The organism is Streptomyces sp. NPDC053069 (assembly GCF_044546895.1).
Lineage (GTDB): Bacteria > Actinomycetota > Actinomycetes > Streptomycetales > Streptomycetaceae > Streptomyces.
Map to the genome: position 1 here is coordinate 26,481 of NZ_JBITZN010000007.1, position 21,014 is coordinate 47,494.

The 21,014-nt window shown below is 69.9% G+C and carries 16 protein-coding genes; 4 read left to right on the forward strand and 12 right to left on the reverse strand.

The features are described 5' to 3' along the window. Positions 1–15 precede the first annotated feature (15 nt). The 8 genes from ACIGXP_RS17470 to ACIGXP_RS17505 form a co-directional block, all read right to left on the reverse strand. A complete protein-coding gene (locus ACIGXP_RS17470) occupies positions 16–1,218 on the reverse strand; it encodes an ABC transporter substrate-binding protein (RefSeq protein WP_399769150.1) in 1,203 nt (400 codons plus the stop codon). A gap of 344 nt (positions 1,219–1,562) precedes the next feature. Then, on the reverse strand, positions 1,563–4,391 hold the full coding sequence (locus tag ACIGXP_RS17475; protein ID WP_399769152.1) for a SpoIIE family protein phosphatase: 2,829 nt from the start codon (positions 4,389–4,391) through the stop codon (positions 1,563–1,565). A 612-nt stretch (positions 4,392–5,003) separates the two neighbouring features. Further along, positions 5,004–7,619, reverse strand: coding sequence for a LamG-like jellyroll fold domain-containing protein (locus tag ACIGXP_RS17480; protein WP_399769154.1), 2,616 nt, complete (start codon positions 7,617–7,619; stop codon positions 5,004–5,006). Positions 7,620–7,906: 287 nt separating this feature from the next. Beyond that, a complete protein-coding gene (locus ACIGXP_RS17485; RefSeq protein ID WP_399769157.1) occupies positions 7,907–8,716 on the reverse strand; it encodes an SMI1/KNR4 family protein in 810 nt (269 codons plus the stop codon). Between the two features lie 250 nt (positions 8,717–8,966). Then, a complete protein-coding gene (locus ACIGXP_RS17490; protein WP_399769159.1) occupies positions 8,967–9,893 on the reverse strand; it encodes a hypothetical protein in 927 nt (308 codons plus the stop codon). Between the two features lie 251 nt (positions 9,894–10,144). Next, positions 10,145–11,869, reverse strand: coding sequence for an acyl-CoA dehydrogenase family protein (locus ACIGXP_RS17495; protein ID WP_363217727.1), 1,725 nt, complete (start codon positions 11,867–11,869; stop codon positions 10,145–10,147). 96 nt (positions 11,870–11,965) lie between these two features. Continuing rightward, positions 11,966–12,538, reverse strand: coding sequence for a PadR family transcriptional regulator (locus ACIGXP_RS17500; RefSeq protein ID WP_399769161.1), 573 nt, complete (start codon positions 12,536–12,538; stop codon positions 11,966–11,968). Between the two features lie 194 nt (positions 12,539–12,732). After that, positions 12,733–13,713 (reverse strand): hypothetical protein, encoded by a 981-nt coding sequence (locus tag ACIGXP_RS17505; protein ID WP_399769163.1) that lies wholly within the window; start codon positions 13,711–13,713, stop codon positions 12,733–12,735. 249 nt (positions 13,714–13,962) lie between these two features. Here ACIGXP_RS17505 and ACIGXP_RS17510 point away from each other — a divergent pair, with 249 nt between their 5' ends. From ACIGXP_RS17510 to ACIGXP_RS17520, 3 genes are all read left to right on the forward strand, one after another. Further along, positions 13,963–14,580 (forward strand): papain-like cysteine protease family protein, encoded by a 618-nt coding sequence (locus tag ACIGXP_RS17510; RefSeq protein WP_399769165.1) that lies wholly within the window; start codon positions 13,963–13,965, stop codon positions 14,578–14,580. A 4-nt stretch (positions 14,581–14,584) separates the two neighbouring features. After that, positions 14,585–15,454: a hypothetical protein gene (locus tag ACIGXP_RS17515; RefSeq protein WP_399769167.1), complete on the forward strand. Its 870-nt coding sequence runs from the start codon at positions 14,585–14,587 to the stop codon at positions 15,452–15,454. Between the two features lie 184 nt (positions 15,455–15,638). Continuing rightward, entirely contained in the window at positions 15,639–16,070 is a 432-nt protein-coding gene (locus ACIGXP_RS17520) for a type II toxin-antitoxin system Phd/YefM family antitoxin (protein ID WP_399769169.1), read from the forward strand. A 117-nt stretch (positions 16,071–16,187) separates the two neighbouring features. Here the strand turns inward: ACIGXP_RS17520 and ACIGXP_RS17525 are convergent, their stop codons facing one another. Together ACIGXP_RS17525 and ACIGXP_RS17530 are read right to left on the reverse strand one after the other, a co-directional pair. Next, the gene (locus ACIGXP_RS17525; RefSeq protein WP_399769171.1) at positions 16,188–17,072 is read right to left on the reverse strand and encodes an alkaline phosphatase family protein; all 885 of its coding nucleotides are present in this window, start codon (positions 17,070–17,072) and stop codon (positions 16,188–16,190) included. Positions 17,073–17,319: 247 nt separating this feature from the next. Next, on the reverse strand, positions 17,320–17,964 hold the full coding sequence (locus ACIGXP_RS17530) for a hypothetical protein (protein WP_399769173.1): 645 nt from the start codon (positions 17,962–17,964) through the stop codon (positions 17,320–17,322). Positions 17,965–18,210: 246 nt separating this feature from the next. On the opposite strand from ACIGXP_RS17530, the gene ACIGXP_RS17535 reads away from it, so the two are divergent. After that, positions 18,211–18,777 (forward strand): DUF6817 domain-containing protein, encoded by a 567-nt coding sequence (locus ACIGXP_RS17535; RefSeq protein ID WP_399769175.1) that lies wholly within the window; start codon positions 18,211–18,213, stop codon positions 18,775–18,777. A gap of 54 nt (positions 18,778–18,831) precedes the next feature. On the opposite strand, the gene ACIGXP_RS17540 is transcribed toward ACIGXP_RS17535, so the two are convergent. Together ACIGXP_RS17540 and ACIGXP_RS17545 are read right to left on the reverse strand one after the other, a co-directional pair. Then, positions 18,832–19,326, reverse strand: coding sequence for a hypothetical protein (locus ACIGXP_RS17540; protein WP_399769177.1), 495 nt, complete (start codon positions 19,324–19,326; stop codon positions 18,832–18,834). A gap of 173 nt (positions 19,327–19,499) precedes the next feature. Beyond that, the gene (locus ACIGXP_RS17545) at positions 19,500–20,786 is read right to left on the reverse strand and encodes a M20 family metallopeptidase (protein WP_399769179.1); all 1,287 of its coding nucleotides are present in this window, start codon (positions 20,784–20,786) and stop codon (positions 19,500–19,502) included. Positions 20,787–21,014: the final 228 nt, after the last annotated feature.

Sequence of the window (21,014 nt, forward strand, 5' to 3'; positions counted from 1 at the left end):
CGTCGGCAGGGCCGCTCACCGCTGCGGTCGAGACGGCGCGACGGCCGGGACGTCTCCTGTCCCGCCCCGCGGCCCTGACGACCCGGCGACGGCCTTCGCCCAGCCCCGGGTGACTGTCTCCCTCGCCTTCTCCAGTTGTGCGTCCGTCGGGAACTGCGGCGTTCCCTCAACCGTCGGCAGCCGTGCGGCGGCTGCCTCGTCGAGGGTGCCGTCCTGCTTCATGACATCCATGAGCACCGGGCGGGCGTAGCCGCGCAGCCGCAGGTTCTGGCCCTGTGGGCTGAAGAGGTACTCCTGCCACAGTCGGGCAGCCGCCGGGTGCGGAGCGCTCTTGTTGATCGCCAGCGCGAAGTACTGGGCGAAGCTGCCGTCGAAGGGGATCGCGACCTGCCAGTTCACGCCGTGGCCGCGGAGCTGGTCGGCGTAGTGCAGGTTGATGTAGTCCCAGTTGATGCTGATGGGTGTCCGGCCGTCCTCGACCGTCGCCAGGTTGGACCTGAGCGGGTTGAGGTTGCCGTTCTCGTTGAGCTTGGCGAAGAAGTCCAGACCGGGCCGGACGTCGGCGAACGACCCGTTGTTGGCCAGCGCGGCCGCATAGACGCTGGCGAATGCGGTGGCAGACCGCGGCGGGTCGCCTTCGAGTGCGACCTTGCCTCTGTAGACGGGCTTCAGCAGGTCGGCGAAGGTCTGCGGGCAGGGCTTGACCCGGTTGGCGTCGCAGCCGATGGACATGTAGCCCCCGTAGTTGTTGGACCAGCGGGCCTCGGAGTCCTTCTGATTGCCGGGAATCGAGTCGTAAGCGGCGACCTTGTACGGCGCGAGCAGATTCTGCGCCGCCGCTTTCCGCGCGAACGTGTCGCCCACGTCGATCACGTCGGGGGCTGTCGGCCGGTTCCCCCTCCTGCGAAGGGTGTCGATCTCGTCCTCGCTGTGGCCCAGCGGATTCTCGACCGTGACCTTGATGCCGTACTTCTTCTCGAAGCCGTCGATTAGGCCGCCGTAGTTGGCCCAGTCACGCGGCAGTGCGATCGCTCTGAGCGTGCCCTCCTGTCTCGCCGCGGCGATCAGGGCGCGCATGCCGCCCACATTCTCGGCGGACGTGGCCACCGGCGGCTTCGCAAGCCTGGTGGCGGGTGTGTTCGCGCAAGCAGTCACTCCCAGTGCCATGAGAGCGAAGCAGCCGAGGACGGCCGCTGCTCGGGACCGGGATGTGGTCACGACTGCTCCAGCGAGGGGATGAGGTTGTCACCCGGGGACGGGTGCTGGTTACAGGGCTCGTAGGGCCACCGGAGGGGTGCCCGAGGCTGCCGTGGCCGGTCTGGAGTTCCGGTCGCCGTCTCGCAGGCCGGGGGTCCGCGCGCCGGTGAAATGGTCGTCGACGCCAGGGTACCCGGCCGCCTCGACGGCGGAATCCCGCCCGTGCAGCACGTAAGCACGTAGGCGAAGCCCGCGACCACCGCCTTTCCCCGCGGAATTCGACCTCGCTGGGCCCTGGTCACCGGTCGCGCGACGCCGGCACGCGGCGTGCACGGCCATGGCGGAAGGGGACGGACAGGCGCCCGTCACAGTGCTGTGTCGTCCCATTGGCCGAGCAGGATCTCGCCGAGTCCCTCCGTCTCCGGCGGGGCGCCGTGGCGGAGGGACTGTTCCGCCCAGATGACCTTGCCGGTGGGGGTGTAGCGGGTCCCCCAGCGTTCAGCCAACTGAGCGACCAGGAAGAGTCCGCGGCCACCCTCGTCGGTGACCTTCGCGCGGCGCAGGCGGGGCGAGGTGCTGCTGCCGTCGGAGACCTCGAAGATCAGGGTGCCTGCGGCTGGGCCGCTGATCGGCACCGTGCGGAGCAGCCGGACGGCGATGGGTTCGGTGCCGTAGCGGATGGCGTTGGTGATCAGCTCGCTGAGGATGAGTTCGGCGGTGAAGGACACCTGCTCCAGGCCCCACTCCGTCAGCCGGCGGGCGCAGGCGGTGCGCACCGGGGCCACCGCCGCCGGGTCACGGGGCACGTCCCACTCGGCCATCTGCGCCGGCCCGAGTCGGCATGTGCGGGCCACCAGCAGCGCGATGTCGTCCCTGGGCCGGTCGGACAGCATGGCCTGCATCACCGCCGTGCAGGTGTCCTCCGGCGTGCGATCGGCCCCTGTCAGGGCGTCGCGCAGGGCCTGCAGACCGGCATCCAGGTCTCGGGTACGGTCCTCGATCAGTCCGTCGGTGTAGAGCACCAGCCGGGACCCCGCGGGCACGGTGAGCTCGACGGTCTCGACAGGCAGGCCTGCGCCGAGCCCCAGTGGCGGGGAGACCGGCAGCTGGGGGAAGTCGACGGTTCCGTCGGGCCGGACCACCGCCGGTCCCGGATGACCGGCGGTGGCGAGGACCAGCTGCCCGGAGGTGGGGTCGTAGACGGCGTACTGGCAGGTCGCACCGGTGATCATCCCCTGCCCGTGCTCCGCGGTGGCGGCCTCCTCGGCGTCGATCTGGGCCACCAGTTCGTCCAGCCGGCCCAGCAGCTCCTCCACCGGCATGTCCAGGACGGCGAAGTTGTGCACGGCGGTGCGCAGCCGGCCCATGGTCGCCGCGGCGTGCAGACCGTGACCGACGACATCACCCACGACCAGCGCCACCCGGGTGCCGGACAGCGGGATCACGTCGAACCAGTCCCCGCCCACCCCGGCCTGGGCCGGCAGGTAGCGGTAGGCCACATCGAGGGCGGACTGCTCGGGCAGCCCGCGTGGCAGCAGGCTGTGCTGCAGGGTGACGGCCATGGCGTGTTCGCGGGTGTAGCGGCGGGCGTTGTCGATGCACACCGCTGCCCGGGCGGCCAGCTCCTCGGCGAGGGACGCGTCCTCTTCCTCGAACGGCGGTGAGCCCCTTGCCCGCCGGAAGTCCACCACTCCCAGCACCACGCCGCGGGCCCGCAACGGAACCACGAGCAGGGAGTGGACACCGTGGTCGAGGATCCGTCCGGCGTGTTCGGGGTGCTGGGCCCGCCAGCCGTCGGAGCCGCTCAGGTCCTCGATCAGGACCGGGCGGCCCTCGGTCATCGCCACGGCGACGGGGTGGGCCGGGTCGAACCGGATCAGCTCGCCGACGTGCGGGAGAGGATCGTCCGCGTCCAGCCCTGCGACGGCGCTGCGGCGCAACTCGGTCACGGCGGTCGCGCCGGGGGTCTCCTCGCCGCGCAGGACCGGCTCCAGCAGTTCGACGGTGACGATGTCGGCGAACCGGGGCACCGCCACCTCGGCCAGTTCCTCGGCCGTGCGCTTCACGTCCAGCGTGGTGCCGATCCGCAGTCCGGCGTCGTAGAGCAGCGTCAACCGCTCACGCGCCACCTCGGCCCGGCCGGAGAGTGCCCGGAGCTCTGTGGTGTCCCGGAGCGTCACCACGCTGCCGACCGGCCCGTGAGGTGCGGTGAGCCGCTTGTTGACCGCGAGCAGCCGGTCGCCCGCCAGGTGCACCTCGTCGGTGGCAGGAAGGTCGGAGGCCAGCAGCCGGGCGAGGTCGTCTTCCAGCCGCAGCTCGGTGATGTGCCGCCCGTCGGCGTCCGCCGGCAGGTCCAGCAGCCGCCGTGCCTCGTCGTTGGCCAGCAGCAGCCGGCCGTCGCCGCCGACGATCAGCACTCCTTCCCGCACCGCGTGCAGCACCGCGTCGTGGTGTTCGTACATACGGGTCATCTCGATCGCCCCCAGGCCATGGGTCTGGCGCCGCAACCGCCGGCTGACCAGGCCCGACCCGCCTGCCGCGACGACCAGGGCTGCGGCGGCGCCGCCGAAGAGGACCGGCAGCTGCCGGTTCACCCTGTGCTGCACCGTCTCGACCGTGACGGGGACGGAGACAATGGCGACGACCGAGCCGTCCGGACCTCTGACGGGAACCGCCGAGATCACGGAGAGCCCCAGGGACCCCTTGAAGGTGCTCGTGAACGGCTTGCCGGTCGCCGCCTTCGCATAGGGCCCGATGACGTGTTTGCCGATCTGGTGCGGGTCGCTGTGGGTGAGGGTGAGCCCGTTCAGCCCGTACACGATGATGGCGTCGACGCCTGCGGCCTTCCGGGCCGCCTCGGCGTACGGCTGCAGCACCGCGCTCGGGTTCGCGCTGTTCAGCGCCGCCACGGTCCCCGGGGAGTTCGCGAAGGTCTGCGCCGTGGTGAGGGTCCGCTGCCGGGCGTCCGCCATGACATCGCTTCGAGCCTGTACCACGAGCGCCACCAGGGTGGCCGCCACGAGCAGCATCACGACCGCCAGCTGCAGCAGGAAGACCTGGCCGGCGAGGCTGTGCACGCTCAGCAGCGAGCCCGACCGCCGCTCCTCTCCTCCCTGACGGAGCCGCTCGGGCCGATGAGTCCTCCTTGACGCATGAGGAGCATCACGCCCAGGTTGACCCGAAACACCACACATACCCCCTTTCTATCGTTTCCGAGCGGCCGACCACTATCCGACCGGACCGGCCGGTCCCCACAGGGACGGCGACGTGCGCCCCGCTGAACGGACGAGGACGACGATGACCGAGCCGCCCGAACGACGACTGTCCGCGCCGACGCCGATCCCACCGACCTACGTCCGAGCGCAGCGCGCAGGGGTGGCCGCGGCCGCCCTTCCCTGCCGCCTAAACTCGGCAGCTGCGATGTCGATTGGCATCACCGACGGAAAGGTCTCGTGCCACGTGTTCCAAGACGCCCCGATCTACCACAAGCTCGTCGCCGAGCGTGGTGACGTGCCCGCGCGAGTTCGTGACGCTGCTGAGGGCATACGCCGCCAACTCGAAGGGGTGATGCGGACCGGGCAGCCCCTCGGCGGCTACGGGCCCGACCCGTCCCACGCCGGCACACCGACGTGGCACTCCACGCCTCCCCCCGACTCGCAAACGCCATGACACCGCGCCGCACCGGCATCGGGACAGGACCGGCCAGGCGGCCTGACGACCGACACGCAGGACGGTGACGGACTCACCGTCGTGCGAGGTGTCAGTCCGTTGCCCGACGCCCCACAAGGGCGTCGGGCAATGCGCGATCAGGTCAGGACGAGCTCCAGTACGGTGACCGAGAGCGGTGGCACGATGCTGGTGAAGGACGCTGACGCGCCGGTGACGATGCTCGTCCTCGGCACCAACGTGTCCGGTTCCGCCAGCGTGTTGGTGGTGGCACGCGAGGGGCCGGTCAGGACGGTCGCGGTGGCCTGCCTCCTCACCCCCTTGGCCAGGCCCTTCAGTTCGACCGGCACGTTCACCTTCTCCGTCCCGCAGTTGACGACCGCGAGGTAGAGGCGGTTCCCGGAGCGGGTGGCCACGGTGGCGAGGCCGGGCAGCGCACGTGCGGTGGCTGGGAGCACCGTGGTGCCGAGCCTGCTCGTCAGCATGTGCTGGGCCCAGTAGCTGGGTGACACATAGCTGGTGAGATTGTCGTAGGCGATCAGGTTGGTCGCCCAGACGTTGTCCTTGACGTGCGAGAAGAGCGGCGCGTAGCACTCCATGAGGACCTGATCGGAGTTGCGGATCAGCCCGGCCAGCCAAGCGGCGTCGCCGAGCGCCGCGTTGAGGTCGGGTGTGGGGCGGCCCTCCTGCGCGGCCCACTCCCCGACGAACACCTTCGTCGAATTGCGGTCCCGGTTGTCGTACTTGTGGGTGGAGGCCTGGGCGGCGAACGGCGCGAGGTAGTAGTGCTCGTCGATCAGGTCCGGGGTGCGGCTCGTCACGGACGTGGTGGCGATCAGCTTCAGATGCGGGTACTTCGCCTTGATCGCGTCGTAGAAGGCCGCGAACCGCTGGTCGTACGATCCCGAGGAGTCGAACCAGTCCTCGTTGCCGATCTCCACGTGCTCCAGCGGGAACGGCTCCGGATGTCCGTCGGCGGCACGTCGTGCGCCCCAGGTGCTGGTGACCGGGCCGGTGATGTACTCGATCTCGTCGAGTGCGTCCTGGACGAACGGCTTCAGCGCGTCGCCGGTGACGTGTTCCCCCTTGAGCGAGTAGCCGGCGTACACGGCGAGGACCGGCTGGGCGTGCATGTCCTCGACCCATTCCAGGTATTCGAGGAGCCCGAGGCCGTCCGTGGACCAGTAGCCCCAGGCGTCGTCCATGTGGCCGGGGCGCTCCCAGACCGGGCCGATGGTGTTCTTCCAGTCGTACCGTGTCGCAATGGTGTTGCCCTCCAGGAAGTTTCCGCCGGGGAAACGCAGGAACCTCGGCTTCAGAGCGACCAGTTTGTCCATCAGGTCGATGCGCAGACCGTTGGGCCGGTTGTTGTAGGTCGGCGGGAAGAGGGATACGTGCTGGAGCCAGAGGGTCTCGCCCGCGGCGGCGGGGTCGGCCGTGGTGACGGTCAGCCGCGCGTCCCCGACCACGGGGGTGCGCGAACCGGTGCGCAGCGTCAGCTCGAAGGGGCGGTCGGGGAAGGCGGTGCCGATGTGGGGCAGGCGGGCGGACGCGTACACCGTCGCACCGTCCGCCGACTCGATGGCCACCGTGAGCGGGCCGATGCGTCGCGAGGCCTTGGCAAACAGCCGGGCGCTGTAAGTGGTTCTGGGCCGCACTGGTATGCCCCAGAAGCCGTCGTTGGCGACTCCGGCCCGGTTGCCGACCCCCGTGCGGCCCGGCAGCACGACCTTGAGGGAACGGTTGAGTGCGGCGTTGAGCGGGGTGGCCGTGTCGAGTGCGAGGGTCGTTCCGCCGACGGCGGACCAGTGGACGGGCGTGGTGTCGCTGGCCATCATCGAGCGGTTCTGCACCAGCTCGGCGTAGATGCCGCCCTCGCCGGAGTGGTTGATGTCCTCGAACATCAGACCGGGAAGGATGGGGGACACGGCGTGCGCGGGGCTGCCGACGTCCACGCTCAGCAGGGGCGTCGTGGTCTCCACAGGAACCCCGGCCAGTGCCGCGACCTGAGCGGGGGTGAGGACGGACGGGAACATCCATACGTCGTCGATCAGGCCGTGCCACTGGTCGACGTGCCCGCCGCCGTAGAGCGCACGGCCGATGGCGGTCTCACCGCTGCCGGCCCAGCCATCGGTGCAGGCGGTCTCCCCCTCCAGCACGCCGTTGACGTAGAGGCGGAGGACGCCGGCCGTCGGGTCGCTGACGCCGACCAGGTGGGTCCAGGTATTGGTGGTGGGCGCCGAGGCGGCGGCTGCCACTGCGGCACTCTGGGTGGCGTCCGAGCCCAGCCGGGCGAAGGCGAAGGTGCCGGTGTCGTCGCGCAGCCCCAGGTAGAAGGAGCTGACGACCTTGCCGTCGATGCTGACGGCGGTCTGGTAGCCGCCGAGTTGGGCGAGGTTGACCCAGGCGCCCACCGAGAACGCCTTGGAGGTGTCGAGGGCCGGCCCGGACGCCGTGGCGTTGCCGCCCGCCTTGAGACTCAGGCTGTGGGTGCCGGCCTTGCCCGCGTCCCAGCCGGCCGCGCCCTGGAGCGTCGCGGTACGACCGTTGCCGGAGGCGTCGGCGGCGGAGGTGCCGGAGCCTTCGTCGAAGGTCCAGTGGGCGGCTGCTGCGGGGAGGTCCACGCCAGTGGCGCTTGCCGTTGTCCCGGTGAGTTCGGCGGCCACGGCGGGAGCGGCGGCGAAGGTGCCCGCGAGGGAGGCGGCACCCAGGACGGTGAGGACGGTTCTGCGGGGCACTCCGGCTTCTGAAAGCATGCGGCTCATTCCTTTGTGACGGACCGTTGCGGTGCGTACCGGCCGGAGCAGGGCAGCCTGCCGAAGCTGTCAGCTGACCTCGCTCGATATATCGAACGGCGATCGGTACTTCGAGCAGCACGGATCTTAAGGTGTCGGCCAGGCCCGTCAACACCCCTTGAACTTCCAAACGCCCCCGCGGCGGAGTTCTCCGCCTCGTCGGCGCCGTCGTCATCGCCGGCCTCCGCGGCGAACGCGGACACACCGTGGCTCGCGTGTTTCCGCCCGGTTCCCCGAAGGCACCAAGGTCAGTCGCCGTACCGGTAGTTCATGAACCAGTGGGTGTCGAAATAACGGGCGAGCGTGTACGGGTGGTGCGGGTCGACGAGGATGCGGCAGACGAACTCCGCGGCCTGGCAGTCGAAGGGGACGTCCTTGCTGTCGAAGGACCGGACCACGACGGGCCAACGGTCGGGGTCGTCGCTCTCGGTCCTCCAGCAGTACAGGTCCTCGTTCTCCGTGCCCGCCCAGACGAGCAGCCCGTCCTCCCTGAGATCCGTCCACGGCTCCTGGTTCAGGTCCAGGTATCCGTCGAAGGCGCCCTTGCCGAACGTCTCGACCATGCGCTTGTAGTCGCTCGGCAGCGCGGTGCCCAGACGCGACTCCACCTCCGCCCAGTCCACGTCCGGCCGCTGGGAGGGCTGTGTCCAGCCGGTGAGCCGTATGAGCCGCTCCATCCAGTCGACGTCCTCGTCCTCGCCCTCGTCCGAAGCGACTGCCACAGGTTCTGGCACCTCCCTGTGAGCGACCACCAGAACCGGCCGCTCGACCCCTTCGGCGTCCCGCGCCGTACCCGCGCCGACCCACTGATCCCCGTACGCCCACGCCCGTATCTTCACGGCCCGGTCCTCGAAGGGAACGAGGAGAGCCGCGCCCCTGGAATCATCGACGGTCGGATCGGTGAAACCGTCGAGGACGAGGGTGCGCGGAACGCCGTACCTGTCGGCGAGCAGGTCGGTCAGAGCCTGCGGGTCCAGGCCGGTGGGCAGGTACACGTAGCCGTTCCCCGGGCCGAGCCGGTCCAGCAGGTCGTTGACGGTCGCTTGCGTGAGCTCCATGGCGGACAGTGAAGCGCACCGCACTGACAACGGATGTGTTCGGAGGCGGCTGACGTCAAAGCCGAGCGCCTGGTCACGGCGATGTCCCCGTAGTCCCCGTACCCCGACGGCTGCGGCGCGGAAAATGCCACCGCCTCCCGAGGCGCCGGCACCGGTGGGCGTGGCGCCGACCGTGCTGATCGTCTGGGAGTGGCCGCCGTCGTCCACACAGCCCAGGACCCGGTGCCCATGGCGCGGGGGCGAACATGGCTCAGAGCTTTCGGTCGATCTTCTTTTCCCGCATCAGCTGCCCCAGATCTGTGTCCGACAGTGGGTGCAGCGTGTTCAGGAAACGGCGGAGCCCAGGTTCGTCGAGTGTCTGGCTGGTGACCTCGATCTCCGCGTTCCGGTGGCGGCGGGCAAGCGTGACCTCGCGGGCTCCGCCACGGAAGTCGCGGACCGTCACCATCTCACCGTGCGCGTCGACCGTGCAGGTCACGCCCTTGTCCGGGGGCTCGGGGCATCGGGGCGTCCATGTGGACGTCGAGCGCACCACGAGGCCGACGTACCCCACCTCGTAACCCTCCCGGACGGGACGGTAGTCGACGACGAAGGAGGCCGGGCCGACCTCGGCACGGGAGACCTGCATGCCCGGCGGCGCGTCGCCCAGATACAGCAGCTCCGGCTTCTCCCGGTACCGCGCGACCTCCGCCTCGTGCTGACGCTGCTTCGCCTGCGCCGGACCGACGAAGCCGCCGTAGGCCACCCCTCCCGCCAGCACGGCCAGCGCCCCCAGCCGCACCCACCGGCTCGGCACGAAGAACGCCGCCACCACGGCGTACGGCGCCCCCGTCAGCGCGATCCGGGTGCTGGCGCTCCCCAGGTCGACGTCCGCACCGTAGGCGGCCAGACCGGCCACGACGCCGAGCGTGCCGAGGACGAAGACCAGTACCGCCCAGCCCAACCGCCGCGGTGCGGAGCCGCACAGCGGCACCACGGTCCTCACCGGCAGGCCCGCCACAGCCAGCAGGCCCACCATCAGCGGCACACCCAACGCGAAGACCGGCACCGTCGCGCCGACACCACCACCCCAGGCCGATACCTCCAGGCCGAAGCCGACAGTCGGCACCACGGCCGCCGTCACTGCCCAGACCAGGAAGAGATGCAGGGCCGTAAGCGTCCCTCTGCCACCATTCATATCGCGGAGCCTGGCAGCCGACGGTCCGGCGCACATGAGTATGCGTACTCAGCACACAACCCCGTCGGCCGGCCGGGCGGCGGGCGGCTTTTGCCGTACGAACCCGCCGCGCAGGATGGTCGCTCCCTCCTCGCCGAGCGGCTGGACGAGGGAGTGGAGCTGCTGCGGCCACCGTGCAGCAGCCTGGCCCGCCGGTGTGGATCGGTGGCCGGGGCGACGCGGCCCGGCCACCGGTGATGCGTACGACGGCTCTATGGGGCCATCTCGTACGCGCCGGACAGCGCCTCGACGCGCTGCCAGACCCGCTGCGTGCGTGCTTCGTCGACGACCGGCCGCCGGACCGAACCCAGAGCCCATTCCTGCTGCTGTTCGGTCGCCGAGTCCTTGCCGTGCAGTTCGACGGCGTGCGCGGAGAAGTCCCGCACGAGGACGGCGAAGAGTTCGTCGAGCACGTCCTCGTCGAGTCCGGTCAGGGCGACCTGCTCCAGGACGAGCTGCCCGTGCACGACGAGGGCGAAGAGCTGACCGACCGCGAGGACGAGGTCGAGGTCGCGGCTCTGCTCCGCGTCGGGGGCCGCCGTCGCCACGAATGCGCAGAGTGCGTCGGCCTGTTCGCGGAAGCGGGTCACGTTGGGCAGGTGGGCGTACGCGTCGAAGGCGGGTCGCCAGTCGTGGAAGCGCACCGAGCCGAGGCCGCGGGCCGGTCCCTGGCGGAACAGGAAATCGTCGTCGGCCGCGTCGAGGCGGGTCGGCACACCGGGATACTCGACCGGGTCGAGGAGGTGGCTGCGCATGAACTTCAGGATGAGCGCCAGGTTGACGTGGACCGTGCCTTCGAGCTTCGGCAGGCCGCGGATCTCCACGGCCGCCTGGCCGAAGTAGTTGTCCTTCTCGAAGCCCTTGGCCGCTATGACGTCCCACATGAGGTCGATGACCTTCTCGCCCTCCGTGGTCACCTTCATCTTCGTCATCGGGTTGAAGAGCAGGTAACGGCGGTCGTCCGGGCCGGCCGAGCGGAAGTAGTCGACAGCACGGTCGCTGAACAACTTCATGCCGACGAGCCTGACGTACGCGTCGGTCAGCTCGCGCCGCACGTGCGGGAAGCTGGTGACGGGACGGCCGTACAGGATGCGGTTGTGGGCATGGGTGACGGCCTCGTACATGGCGTGCTCGCAGATGCCGATGGAGGCGGTGCACAGGTTGAACTTGCCGACGTTGACGGTGTTGAGGGCGGCGTCGAAGGCGGCGCGGCCGGTGTGCAGGACGTCCTCGGCCGCGACGGGATAGTCCTCCAGCCGGAACTCACTGACGAACTTCGAGGAGTCGACGACGTTCTTGACCAGGTGATAGGCCGGGTGACGGCTGTCGGCGGCGAAGAACACATAGCCGTCGGGGCCCTCGACGTCGGTACGACGGCCGAAGACCGAGACGAGTCCGGCGGCGTTGCCGTTGCCGATGTAGTACTTGGAGCCGGTGGCCCGGAAGCCGCCGTTGCCGTCGGGCTCGAGCAGCATGTCGGTGGAGTAGATGTCGGCGCCGTGGGCCTTCTCGGACAGGCCGAATGCGAACACCTCTCCCTGGGTGAGGAGTTCAGCGGCGCGGGCGCGGGCGGCGGCGTTGTCGCTCTGCCAGACGGGACCCAGGCCGAGGATCGTGACCTGCCAGGCGTACCAGTAGTCCAGGCCGTAGAAGCCGAGGATCTCGTTCAGCGCGGCGATCCGGGCGGTGTCCCACCGCTTGTCCGGTTCCCCCTCCCCCGCGGCGGACGACGGCGTCAGGAAGGTGGCGAACAGGTTCTCCTTCGCCGCGAAGGCGAGGAAGTCGCCGAGCCACGCGCGGGTCCGGTAGTCCTCGATCAGCCGTCCCTTACCGCGCTCCTCGAACCAGTCGATGGTGGCACGCAGCAAGCGGCGCGTCTCCGGGTCGAAGTGCGCGGGGTCGTAGGTGCGCGGGTTGAACAGCAGCTGGTCAGCCATGCGATGACGCCTTTCGGCTGGTGGACGGGTGAGAAAGGGGAGGTCCGACGGCTGGACCGGCCGGATCGCGAGGACCGGCGGAGGGTGCGGCGGTGATCAGCGGGCCGGACCGAAACGGGCCAGCGTGGCAAGCACATCGTCCAGCCAGTCGATCATCATCCGCTCGTACGCGATGCCGCCGCGCAGTACGGCGTGCTGGAGCTCCCGCTCCGCGTCGAGCGGCGCCTGCGCACCGGCCGCGTCCGCCTCGGGCCCTGTGAAGTCCCGCGCCTCTCCGGCGAGATAGTGCGCCAGCCGGTCGCGGTGCGCCTGCCGGTGCCGCTCCACCTCGCGGATCAGGGCGGCCGGGTCGTCGAAGGCGGCGCCCCGGATCTTCACGGCCAGGTCGTGGCGGACGCTCTCCGGCTCGATCGGATCGTGCAACCAGGAGGACAGCGCGGCGCGGCCGAGGTCGGCGACGGAGTACTCCTTCTTGTCCGGCCGGCCCTGCTGCGGGACGTCCCGGACGTCGACCCAGCCGTCGTTCTCCATGCGCTTGAGCACGCGATAGATCTGTTGGTGGGTCGCGGTCCAGAAGTAGCCGATGGACCGCTCGAAGCGGCGAGCCAGCTCGTAGCCGGATCCCGGCTTCTCCAAGAGCGACACCAAAATCGCGTGTTCCAGCGCCATGCCCCCGATCCTGCTATGCAACTCGTTGCATAGCAAGCCTCACCCCGTCCGATGCGACGCGACTCACCCCGCCGACGGCCCCCGTCCCGGCGGACAGGTCCCGGCCGCGCCGGCGGAATGGAGTCGTCGGCGAGGAGGGCATCAACGATCTTTATCGCCGCCTTGACGATCGATGCGGGCATTCGATCGACGCCTCAGTCCCACTCCCATGTGATGCCGAGGACGCCCGGTCGTATCTGCTGCTCCAAGAGGTGGACCGAGCCGTAGGCGTTCAGTGTCAGATCGGCGACCGCCTCGCGAGGGGCGGTCGCCGAGGGACGGGCGAAGCGGCGGCAGTGGACGGGCAGGGCAGTACGGTCGAAGCCGACCTCGAGGACATACTGGCCGCCGCCGTAGGTGAAGCCGCGCACATACTCATGGCTGGGCGCACCGGTGCCGTCCTCGAAGCGGTACCCCATGACGGCGGTCTCCCCGGCTCTCAACCGCCCGTCGAAGAGCAGCTCGACGACGACCACTCCCGACGCGCCGTGACGCCGGATCCGCCCGACCCGGCAGTTGCCGAGACCGCGTACCCGTACCCGTTCCGTGTCGCAGCCCGGGTCGCCGTGATGGATGGCCAGATAGCGGTCGACACCGTCGCGGTGGGCCCGTACGACGTGTTGCGAGTCGCGGGCGACGAGCTCTCGATGGGCACCGATGTGAACGTGCTCGTAGTGGATCACGGTGTGCAGGCCGCCGTCCGCCGGCGCCGCCAAACTGGCCAGCAGCGATTCGACCGCGGCGGCGGGTTCGAGGAGGGTGCGGTACGTGCGGGCCGGGGGATGGTCGCCGGCGGCACGTGGGCCTATCAGGCGGGTGAGGGCGTGCGGCGGGAGCTCCAGAACCTCTTCAAGTGCGGTGACGGCACGAAGCGACTCGGGCCGCTCGGGCCGCCGCACACCGCGCTGCCAGTAGCTGAGGCTGGTCACACCGACCCGTATACCGCGCTGGGCGAGCCGGTGCTGCACGCGATGCAGAGCCAGCCCGCGTGCGGCGAGCGCGGCCCGGAGCGCGGCAGAGAACGGGCCGGTGCGCAGTGCTTCGGCGAGTTCGGCCTCGGGGGTGGGGCGGGAGGGGCCGAGGGGTGGGTCACCGGGGCGCGGAGTGGCGCGGCGATCGGTATTGCGTGCTGCCATGGGACCCTCCCCTCTCCACGCCCTCTGATGGTTTATCTGTGAACGTTCACTTCCCCGTCCTGGCACGGGGCGTTTCTTGCCCCGCCATCTGCTGGTAGCTGCTGGGGCGTTCACAACCGTACGGGCGGAGTTCACTTCGCCGCCAGCCCTGTGGATAACGTCATTGACCGGGACCCAACAAGAGATCGATGCTGCTGTCGCAGCGTCCGGACGCGCTCCTCCACCCCCACCCTGACTGGGAGGAACGCCATGTCCACTACCACCCGGGGCCGTAGACGCCTGGCGTCAGCGGTCCTCTTGACCGTCGCCGTGCTCGCAGCAACGGCCCCCGCCCAGGCCGCTCCCCACACCTCGGCTCCGCACACCTCCACTCACACCGCCGTTCCCGCCGCCAAGCGCCTCGACATCACCATGCAGGCGCAGCAGAACAGCAACTGGTGCTGGGCGGCGAGCGGCAACACCATCGCGTCGTGGTTCGGGCGTGCCTACACCCAGAACCAGTTCTGCGACGCCGCTTTCAGTCGGCCCCAGGGCAGCGCCTGCGGCAACTGGCAGGCGGCACTGGACGACGTGCAGAACGCCCTCGACTGGATGGGCATCAACCCCGGTACTTATGTGAGGGGTTATCTGCGCTACAGCACCGTGCAGAACGAGATCAGCGCCAACCGTCCCATCGAGACGCGCATCGAGTGGAGCTCCGGGGGCGGGCACATGCATGTGCTGTACGGCTACGACACCTCGGGCACCCAGGTCTACTGGGGCGACCCGTGGCCCTCCAACTACCGCTACAACTGGGGGAATTACGACTACTACGTGAGCAACAACTCGTTCACGTGGACCCACTCGCTCTACGGGATCGGAGCGTGACACCATGACACCGATCCGCACGTCACCGAAGCCCCGCACATCGAACCGGCAGGCGCCCGGCGGCCACAAGCCCGTCCGCAAGAGCGTGGCGGTCGTGGTGCTCACCGCCACGGGGATCCTCGCCGCACTCTCCCCCACCACCGCCCACGCAGCGGCCACCGGCGGCTTCCCCGCGCCCTACACCGCCGCCGACACCGCTCAGGCACGCGAGGCGGCGTCGGCCCCGGCGTCCCTGCTCACCCTTTCGCGCTTCTTCGCCCGCAATGGCGCGATCGCGCAGAGCGCGGCCCGGCCACACCTGGTGGGGCCGTCGGTAACCGTCTACTCCCTCGCCCCGGGGTTCGTCGCCGGACACCCGGGTGCCCCTGTCGCCGACCCGCAGTTCGTCGCGAGCAAGGCGGTCTCCGCGGACGGCCAGGTCGCCTCAGTGTGGACCGTACGGACGGCGAAGGGGTGGAAGGTCGTCAACATCGCGACCGGCGGTGACGAGACCGACTACGTCAGCAAGGGGCACGGCCTCGGAACCGTCTTCCGGGAACCGCAGATCGACGCCTGGTACGTGGTACGCGACGGCCGTGTGCTGCCGCTCGACCCCGACGCCCGGCGGGCCGTGGGCAAGGACGGTGTGCCCCTGGCCGGCTACCAGCGCCTCGTACACAGGAAATACGGCGACAAGCTCCCGGGGTCCGGCTACGACCGGGCGGGCGAGGGCGGCGGTTACGGCGGTACGGCCGCGCCCCCGCGCACGTCCGCCGCATCCGCGGCCAGCACCGGGGCAACCGTCGCCGTGGGCGCCGCCGCCGCGGCCGTCGCCGCCTTGCTCGGCGTCTGCTTCGGCGTCCTCCGCAGGCGGCGCTCGCACCGCGTCAGCTGAGCCGCCTCCCCGGCACCGCCCCCGTGCCCAGGTCCACCCGGTCGGGTGCACGGGGGCTGTCCGCCCGGCCCGAGCGGGAATGCCGGCCCTCACCAGGAGGGTGAATCCATGGCCGCCGCCCCCTCCCGCCACCGCCCTCCAGGCGCGCGGTCCGCACTCCCGGCTGCGGGTAGCGTCGGTGCCCATGGACGTAGAACTGGTGGAAGGTGACCCGGAGTTCGGGCGGCTGATCGCCGAGGTCGAGGAAACCGGCGAACGTGTCCGGCTCACCGCGGACGGCGAGCCGGCGCGAGTGCTGCTGGCGGCGGCGGAGCTGGCAGCACTGGAGTACTGGGCCGCACGGCACAACAAGGGCACGCGGCCGCAGGACGAGCCGGCGGACGAGTACCCGCCGGGGCCGACGGCGTACGGGGCCTACCTCGGTTACAGCCATCCGCACGGCGGGATGACGCTCACCCGAGGCCGGGTGGTCGTGGCCGAGCTGCGCGACGCCGACACGGTGGCGTGGCTGGACGAACAGGCGATGTACGGGCGTCAGGGCTACATGGGGCCGAAGCAGTCGGCGGCCTTCGCCGAGTTCCTCGCACGTCAGAAGCCGGTCGGCGACGAGCACTGAACAGCGAACCGATCCGGCTCGCGGTCTGTTGCGCCAGGACCGCCGCCTCCGAGGGGGCGGCGGTCCTGATGCTCTTTCACCGTCGAGGGCCGGCTGTGTGTGCCGTGCTCCGTGAGGTCAGTTCCAGATGCTGGTGATGTCGGAGGCGTTGGCCGCGGCCCCGGCGTGGGTCGTCAGCCCGGCCAGGTCCTCAAGGGTGCGTAGCGTGTCGTAGTGGTTGTAGCGCGTCGAGGTGGAGCTGCCCGGTGCCACGTGCGCACCGTAGAACACGGTGGCGATGTGGTTGCTGTGCGAGCTGTCGTCCTCGTCGAAGGTGACGGCCAGGATGCTGTTGTGTGTCTGGGCCCAGGTGGCGTAGGCACTCAGGTTGTTCTTCAGCCACGTGTCGCCCGTCGTGATGGAGCAGTCGTGCATGTCGTTGCACAGGTTCGGGACGACGAAGGACACCTTCGGCAGGGTCGTGTAGTCCGTCGGGAACTGTGTGAAGGTGTGTGCCGTGTTCAGCGGAACGTTGCTGAAGGCGAACCACGGGTTGTGCTTCCGGGCGTACTTGGTGGCGGAGTTGGTGCACACCGTGGAGCCCTCCGAGGGCAGGCCCTCGTTGTAGCTGCCCCAGGTCTTGCCGGCGGCGATGAGCTCGGAGCCGAGGTTCGCTGCGCTGCTGAACTGCGGGGTGTAGCAGTTGTCGTTGGTGATGCCCTGGTTGTTGCCGGAGAAGAGGTCCAGGTAGTTGGGCTGGCTCGGGTGGGTGATGGCGAACGAGTTGGTGAGGTTGCCGCCACCGGCCTTCAGCGTGTTGTTGAGGTACGGGGCGCTGGTGCTGCCGATGACCTGCTCGTAGGAGTGGTTCTCGAACACCACCACGACCACGTGGTCGGGAGCGGGGAGTGCGGCGGCCTGCGCAGCCGGGGCGGCGACCCACACACCGACCAGGGCGGCGGGGAGGGCGGTGACGAGGGAGAGCGCCCGGCGCGAGCGCTTGATCCGGGACAGCAAGGACATGGTGGACCTCCTGTGAGAGCGGAGAGCGGCGAGGTTGTCCACTGATCAGGTCCTTTCTGATCAGGCGGTAGGAGAGTAGAGCGGCGCGGTGAGGGCCTTCAGGAGCCTGGCAATGAAGACCCGTCAAACAGCCGCTGGCTGCCGGTGTTCCAGCCATTTCCTCTGTTCACCTTCTGGAGGGTTGCCTCGGGCGTCCGGGCCCAGCACCGCAGCTGCGAGCTGTCGGGATTCCGTCGTCCGATCCGTCTCAGTAGACGGTGACGGACACACCACACAAGCCGCGTGCGTCCGCGGCTGCCTGCCGCCACATCCGCAGCGGTCCGTCCAGGACGCTCTCCTCGTCGTCGTGGTAGGCCAGCCAGTCCTGGTTCTCGGCCTCCGCGCGCTCCTTCGGGGTGAAGCCCAGTGCCCGCTCGACAGCAGGCAGCGTCTCGCGCACCTCGGAGGAGGTGAGCAGGAAGTTGCCGCACCAGCCGGGGAGGAGGAGGGCGCGGTCGGGGCCTATGGCGTGAAAGAAGGATCTCAGCGCGAACTCTTTGCTGTGGACCGAGATGAAGATGTCCTCCGCGCCGGTGACCAGGTCCCACACGTCCGTGAGCAATGAGAAGTCGTCGTGGGGCGACAGGCCGTCGTACATCTTCTGCACGTGCTCGCCGGAAGCGGTCAGTTCGAGGAAGGAGTTCAGCGAGTCCGCCTCCCTTTGGCAGGACCGGCCGAACGGCTCCCACCACGTCCGGTAGTCCGGCAGCGGCTCCCGGCACCAACGGTCCCAGCGTTCTCGTGCGAACGGATCGTCCCGCTCCGCGGCGATCAACGGGAGCAGCCGCGGAGCGAGAGTGCCGATGAAGTCGTCGTTGTGGGCGCTGATGGACCAGGCCGAGGTGATACCCATGTGAGGACCGTACGAGGCGCCACTGACAAAGGAGTGCCGGCCACGCCGACTTGGATGCGGGTGCGGGTCACAGACCCAAGGCATCACTTGGGTGCGGCTAGACATACACAGGATTGACCGGTCTCTCGCCATCCGCGATGATCAGCGCAAGGCCCAGGCGGCAACCCGTCCGGCTCATTCGCGGGGTCCGGAGCCCGGGCGAAGACACGGAGGGGTGCCGACCCGAGCGATGGAAGGATCCGTCTCGTGCCTGTCTCCCCCGCCGCTTCCGCTCGGGCCATCAAGCTCCTGCGCGAGCTGGGTGCCGAAGAGGTCGCTCATCCAGGAGGTACTCTCCTCGCGCATCTCCAGCGCGTCCGAGAACAACTCGCCGACTGGGGCGCGCGCCCTGCCCTTCAGCTTGCGGGCCTGTGCCACGCGTTCTACGGCACCGACGGTTTCCCCACCGCGTTGCTGTCCCTGGACGGCCGTGCCGAACTTGCGGCGGTGATCGGTGCCGAGTCCGAAGCCATCGTGTACCTCTACGCGTCATGTGACCGAAAGGCCACCTATCCGACGCTCGCGGATGCCAACGTCCCGTTCCACGACCGCTTCACCGGCCATACCCGAGTCCCGGAACCGCAGCTGTGCCGTGACTTCGCCGAGCTGTCGGCCGCCAACGAGCTCGACCTCGCCCGCATCGACCCGTCGTTCCGCAAGAAGTGGGGGGCTGAACTACTCGCCTTGTTCACCCGCTTCCGCCCCCTGCTGAGCGAACCGGCCTGGTCGGCATGCCAGGCCGTGCTCGCTTCGGATCCACCTCCGCAGGGCTGAGTCCTCCGGTTCGCAGTCACGCCCGCTCGCCTCCGTGAGCGTGCGCGCACGGCGCTACCGTCGCTGCCGCTCGATCGCGTCGGCGGCCGCCAGCGCGAACCCCGCCACGTTGCGCGGACAGCGCCATCGGGAGCCCGGGTCGGGATCCCCGCCCTGTGTGTCCAGGTCCTCCCACGTGTAGTCGGAGCCCCCGGCAAGCAGCGACAACAGTGTCTCGAAGGACTCCAGGTGCGCGCTCAGGTCGTCGTCGCACGGATGACCCGCATGATGGCATGCGGCCTGCACGACGGCGGGGTCCGACGCGGCGCCCGACAGTGCTGCCACGACCCGCCGCGCCACTTCGGGGTCCGCGTCGTACATGGCATGGCCGTGTGTCCACGCAAGGCCCAGCGTGTAGAACGCCGTCACATCCGGATCACGCGGCCGGGCGGCCCGCGCTCCGTCGAGCCGCTCCACACACTCCAGCAGGGTCTCGTCGTGCTCCCCGAGGAAGTACCCCTGCCATATCGACTCCCAGTCGTTGATCAGCTCGTCCGCATCAGCAATCATGATCACTGAAGACGTCCGTCCGGAGGGCCCGGTTCCCGGCCAGGCGCCCACTGAGATCGGGTTCTCGACGCTGTTGTACGACGACGAGGTTGGTCCGCGGGAAGGGCGCGACGTGGGTCGCGAATGCGGGGAGGCTGTTGGAGTCGGGGGGTGTCTCACCGGCCCGGGGGCCGTCATGGCGCGGGATCCCGTGCGCCTCCTGCGAGGAAGGCCAGCGCCACGGCTGCGTGGCAGGCGATACCCGAGGCGATCACGTCTTCGTCCAGGTCCATGCGGGACGAGTGCAGTGACGGGGCCTCGTGCGGTTCCCGGCCGGGCGGGCACACGCCGAGGAAGGCCAGGGCGCCGGGGACGGCCCGGAGGACGTAGGAGAAGTCCTCCGCCGTCATCTGCGTGGCCGCCAGGACGTCCGCCCTTCCTGCCCCGAGCACGACCTCGGCCGTACGCAGGACGAAGTCGGTGAACCGGGGGTCGTTGACGGTGACCGGATAACCCGGCTCGACGGTCGCCTCGGCCTCCGCTCCGTGGGCCGCGGCCACGCCCTCGGCCACCCTGCTGATCATCTCGTGCAGCCTCTGCCGTGTCGGCTCGGACAGGGTGCGCAGCGTGCCGCCCAGCTCCGCCGTGTCCGGGATGATGCCCGCGGCCGTACCCGCGGTCAGGCGGGTCACGCTGAGGACGGCCTTGTCGTCGACGGACAGGCTGCGGGTGATCATCGTCTGGAGGGCCAGGACGATCTCGCACGCCACGGGGACCGGGTCGCACGTCGTGTACGGTGCGGAGGCGTGACCACCGCGGCCGCGGACGAGGATCCGGAACCGGTCGGAGGCCGCCAGCTGCGGACCGGGGCGCAACCGCAGCTCGCCCGCGGGCAGATTCGGGTGCACATGGAGGGCGAAGGCGGCGTCGGCTCTGCGTCCGGACGCCTCCAGCACACCCTCCTCCATCATGTGGCGGGCACCGTGGTTGCCCTCCTCACCGGGCTGGAACATGAAGACTACGCGTCCGGCGATGCGTTCGCGCCGCTCGGCGAGCAGCCGTGCCGCACCCACGAGCATCGCCGTGTGAGCGTCATGGCCGCACGCGTGCATCAGCCCGGGTGTCCGCGAGGCGAACGGCAGGCCGGTCTGCTCGGTGACCGGCAACGCGTCCATGTCGGCGCGCAACAGGATCGTCGGGCCGTCGGCCCGCCCGGTGAGGACCGCGGTGACGGAGGACAGCGTGCGGCCGGTGAGGATCTCCAGGCCGAGTCCGTCGAGCGCGCCCAGCACCAGGTGTTGGGTGGCCGGCAGGTCGAGTCCCAGCTCCGGACTTTCGTGCAGGGCGCGGCGCAGGGCGACCGCTCCGGGGGCCAGGCGGCGAGCATCGTCGAGAAGAGCCGGCTCGGCCGTGGCCACGGCGTCCTGCCCGGAGGGAACGGCGTCCGGCGCGCCCTGCGAAGCCCGAGACGGAGGCGTCATACAACCGTTCTCCTTCCCGGGCCCGGCCCATGGCGGCGCGCGGCCCGCAGCAGCGGCACACGAGGAGGCGGTGCTCCCTCACCGTAGAGACCGCGGGGCAGGGTTGAACAAACCCCGTCGGTCCCGGCCAACGGGATCAGGACGGCGCCCGTGCTGACAGGATGGCGGATTCCGTCTGCTGACCAGGTGCCGACGCGCTGACATCCTCGGCTGAGGACAGCCCGCGAA

What these genes read in the sequence shown, in the direction of transcription:
- ACIGXP_RS17520 (WP_399769169.1), top strand. Translation starts at nt 15,639, where the DNA reads ATGGACGTAGAACTGGTGGAAGGTGACCCGGAGTTCGGGCGGCTGATC.
- ACIGXP_RS17475 (WP_399769152.1), bottom strand. Translation starts at nt 4,391, where the DNA reads ATGTGTGGTGTTTCGGGTCAACCTGGGCGTGATGCTCCTCATGCGTCA.
- ACIGXP_RS17545 (WP_399769179.1), bottom strand. Translation starts at nt 20,786, where the DNA reads ATGACGCCTCCGTCTCGGGCTTCGCAGGGCGCGCCGGACGCCGTTCCC.
- ACIGXP_RS17510 (WP_399769165.1), top strand. Translation starts at nt 13,963, where the DNA reads ATGTCCACTACCACCCGGGGCCGTAGACGCCTGGCGTCAGCGGTCCTC.
- ACIGXP_RS17480 (WP_399769154.1), bottom strand. Translation starts at nt 7,619, where the DNA reads ATGCTTTCAGAAGCCGGAGTGCCCCGCAGAACCGTCCTCACCGTCCTG.
- ACIGXP_RS17495 (WP_363217727.1), bottom strand. Translation starts at nt 11,869, where the DNA reads ATGGCTGACCAGCTGCTGTTCAACCCGCGCACCTACGACCCCGCGCAC.
- ACIGXP_RS17505 (WP_399769163.1), bottom strand. Translation starts at nt 13,713, where the DNA reads ATGGCAGCACGCAATACCGATCGCCGCGCCACTCCGCGCCCCGGTGAC.
- ACIGXP_RS17525 (WP_399769171.1), bottom strand. Translation starts at nt 17,072, where the DNA reads ATGTCCTTGCTGTCCCGGATCAAGCGCTCGCGCCGGGCGCTCTCCCTC.
- ACIGXP_RS17485 (WP_399769157.1), bottom strand. Translation starts at nt 8,716, where the DNA reads ATGGAGCTCACGCAAGCGACCGTCAACGACCTGCTGGACCGGCTCGGC.
- ACIGXP_RS17530 (WP_399769173.1), bottom strand. Translation starts at nt 17,964, where the DNA reads ATGGGTATCACCTCGGCCTGGTCCATCAGCGCCCACAACGACGACTTC.
- ACIGXP_RS17500 (WP_399769161.1), bottom strand. Translation starts at nt 12,538, where the DNA reads ATGGCGCTGGAACACGCGATTTTGGTGTCGCTCTTGGAGAAGCCGGGA.
- ACIGXP_RS17515 (WP_399769167.1), top strand. Translation starts at nt 14,585, where the DNA reads ATGACACCGATCCGCACGTCACCGAAGCCCCGCACATCGAACCGGCAG.
- ACIGXP_RS17540 (WP_399769177.1), bottom strand. Translation starts at nt 19,326, where the DNA reads ATGATTGCTGATGCGGACGAGCTGATCAACGACTGGGAGTCGATATGG.
- ACIGXP_RS17490 (WP_399769159.1), bottom strand. Translation starts at nt 9,893, where the DNA reads ATGAATGGTGGCAGAGGGACGCTTACGGCCCTGCATCTCTTCCTGGTC.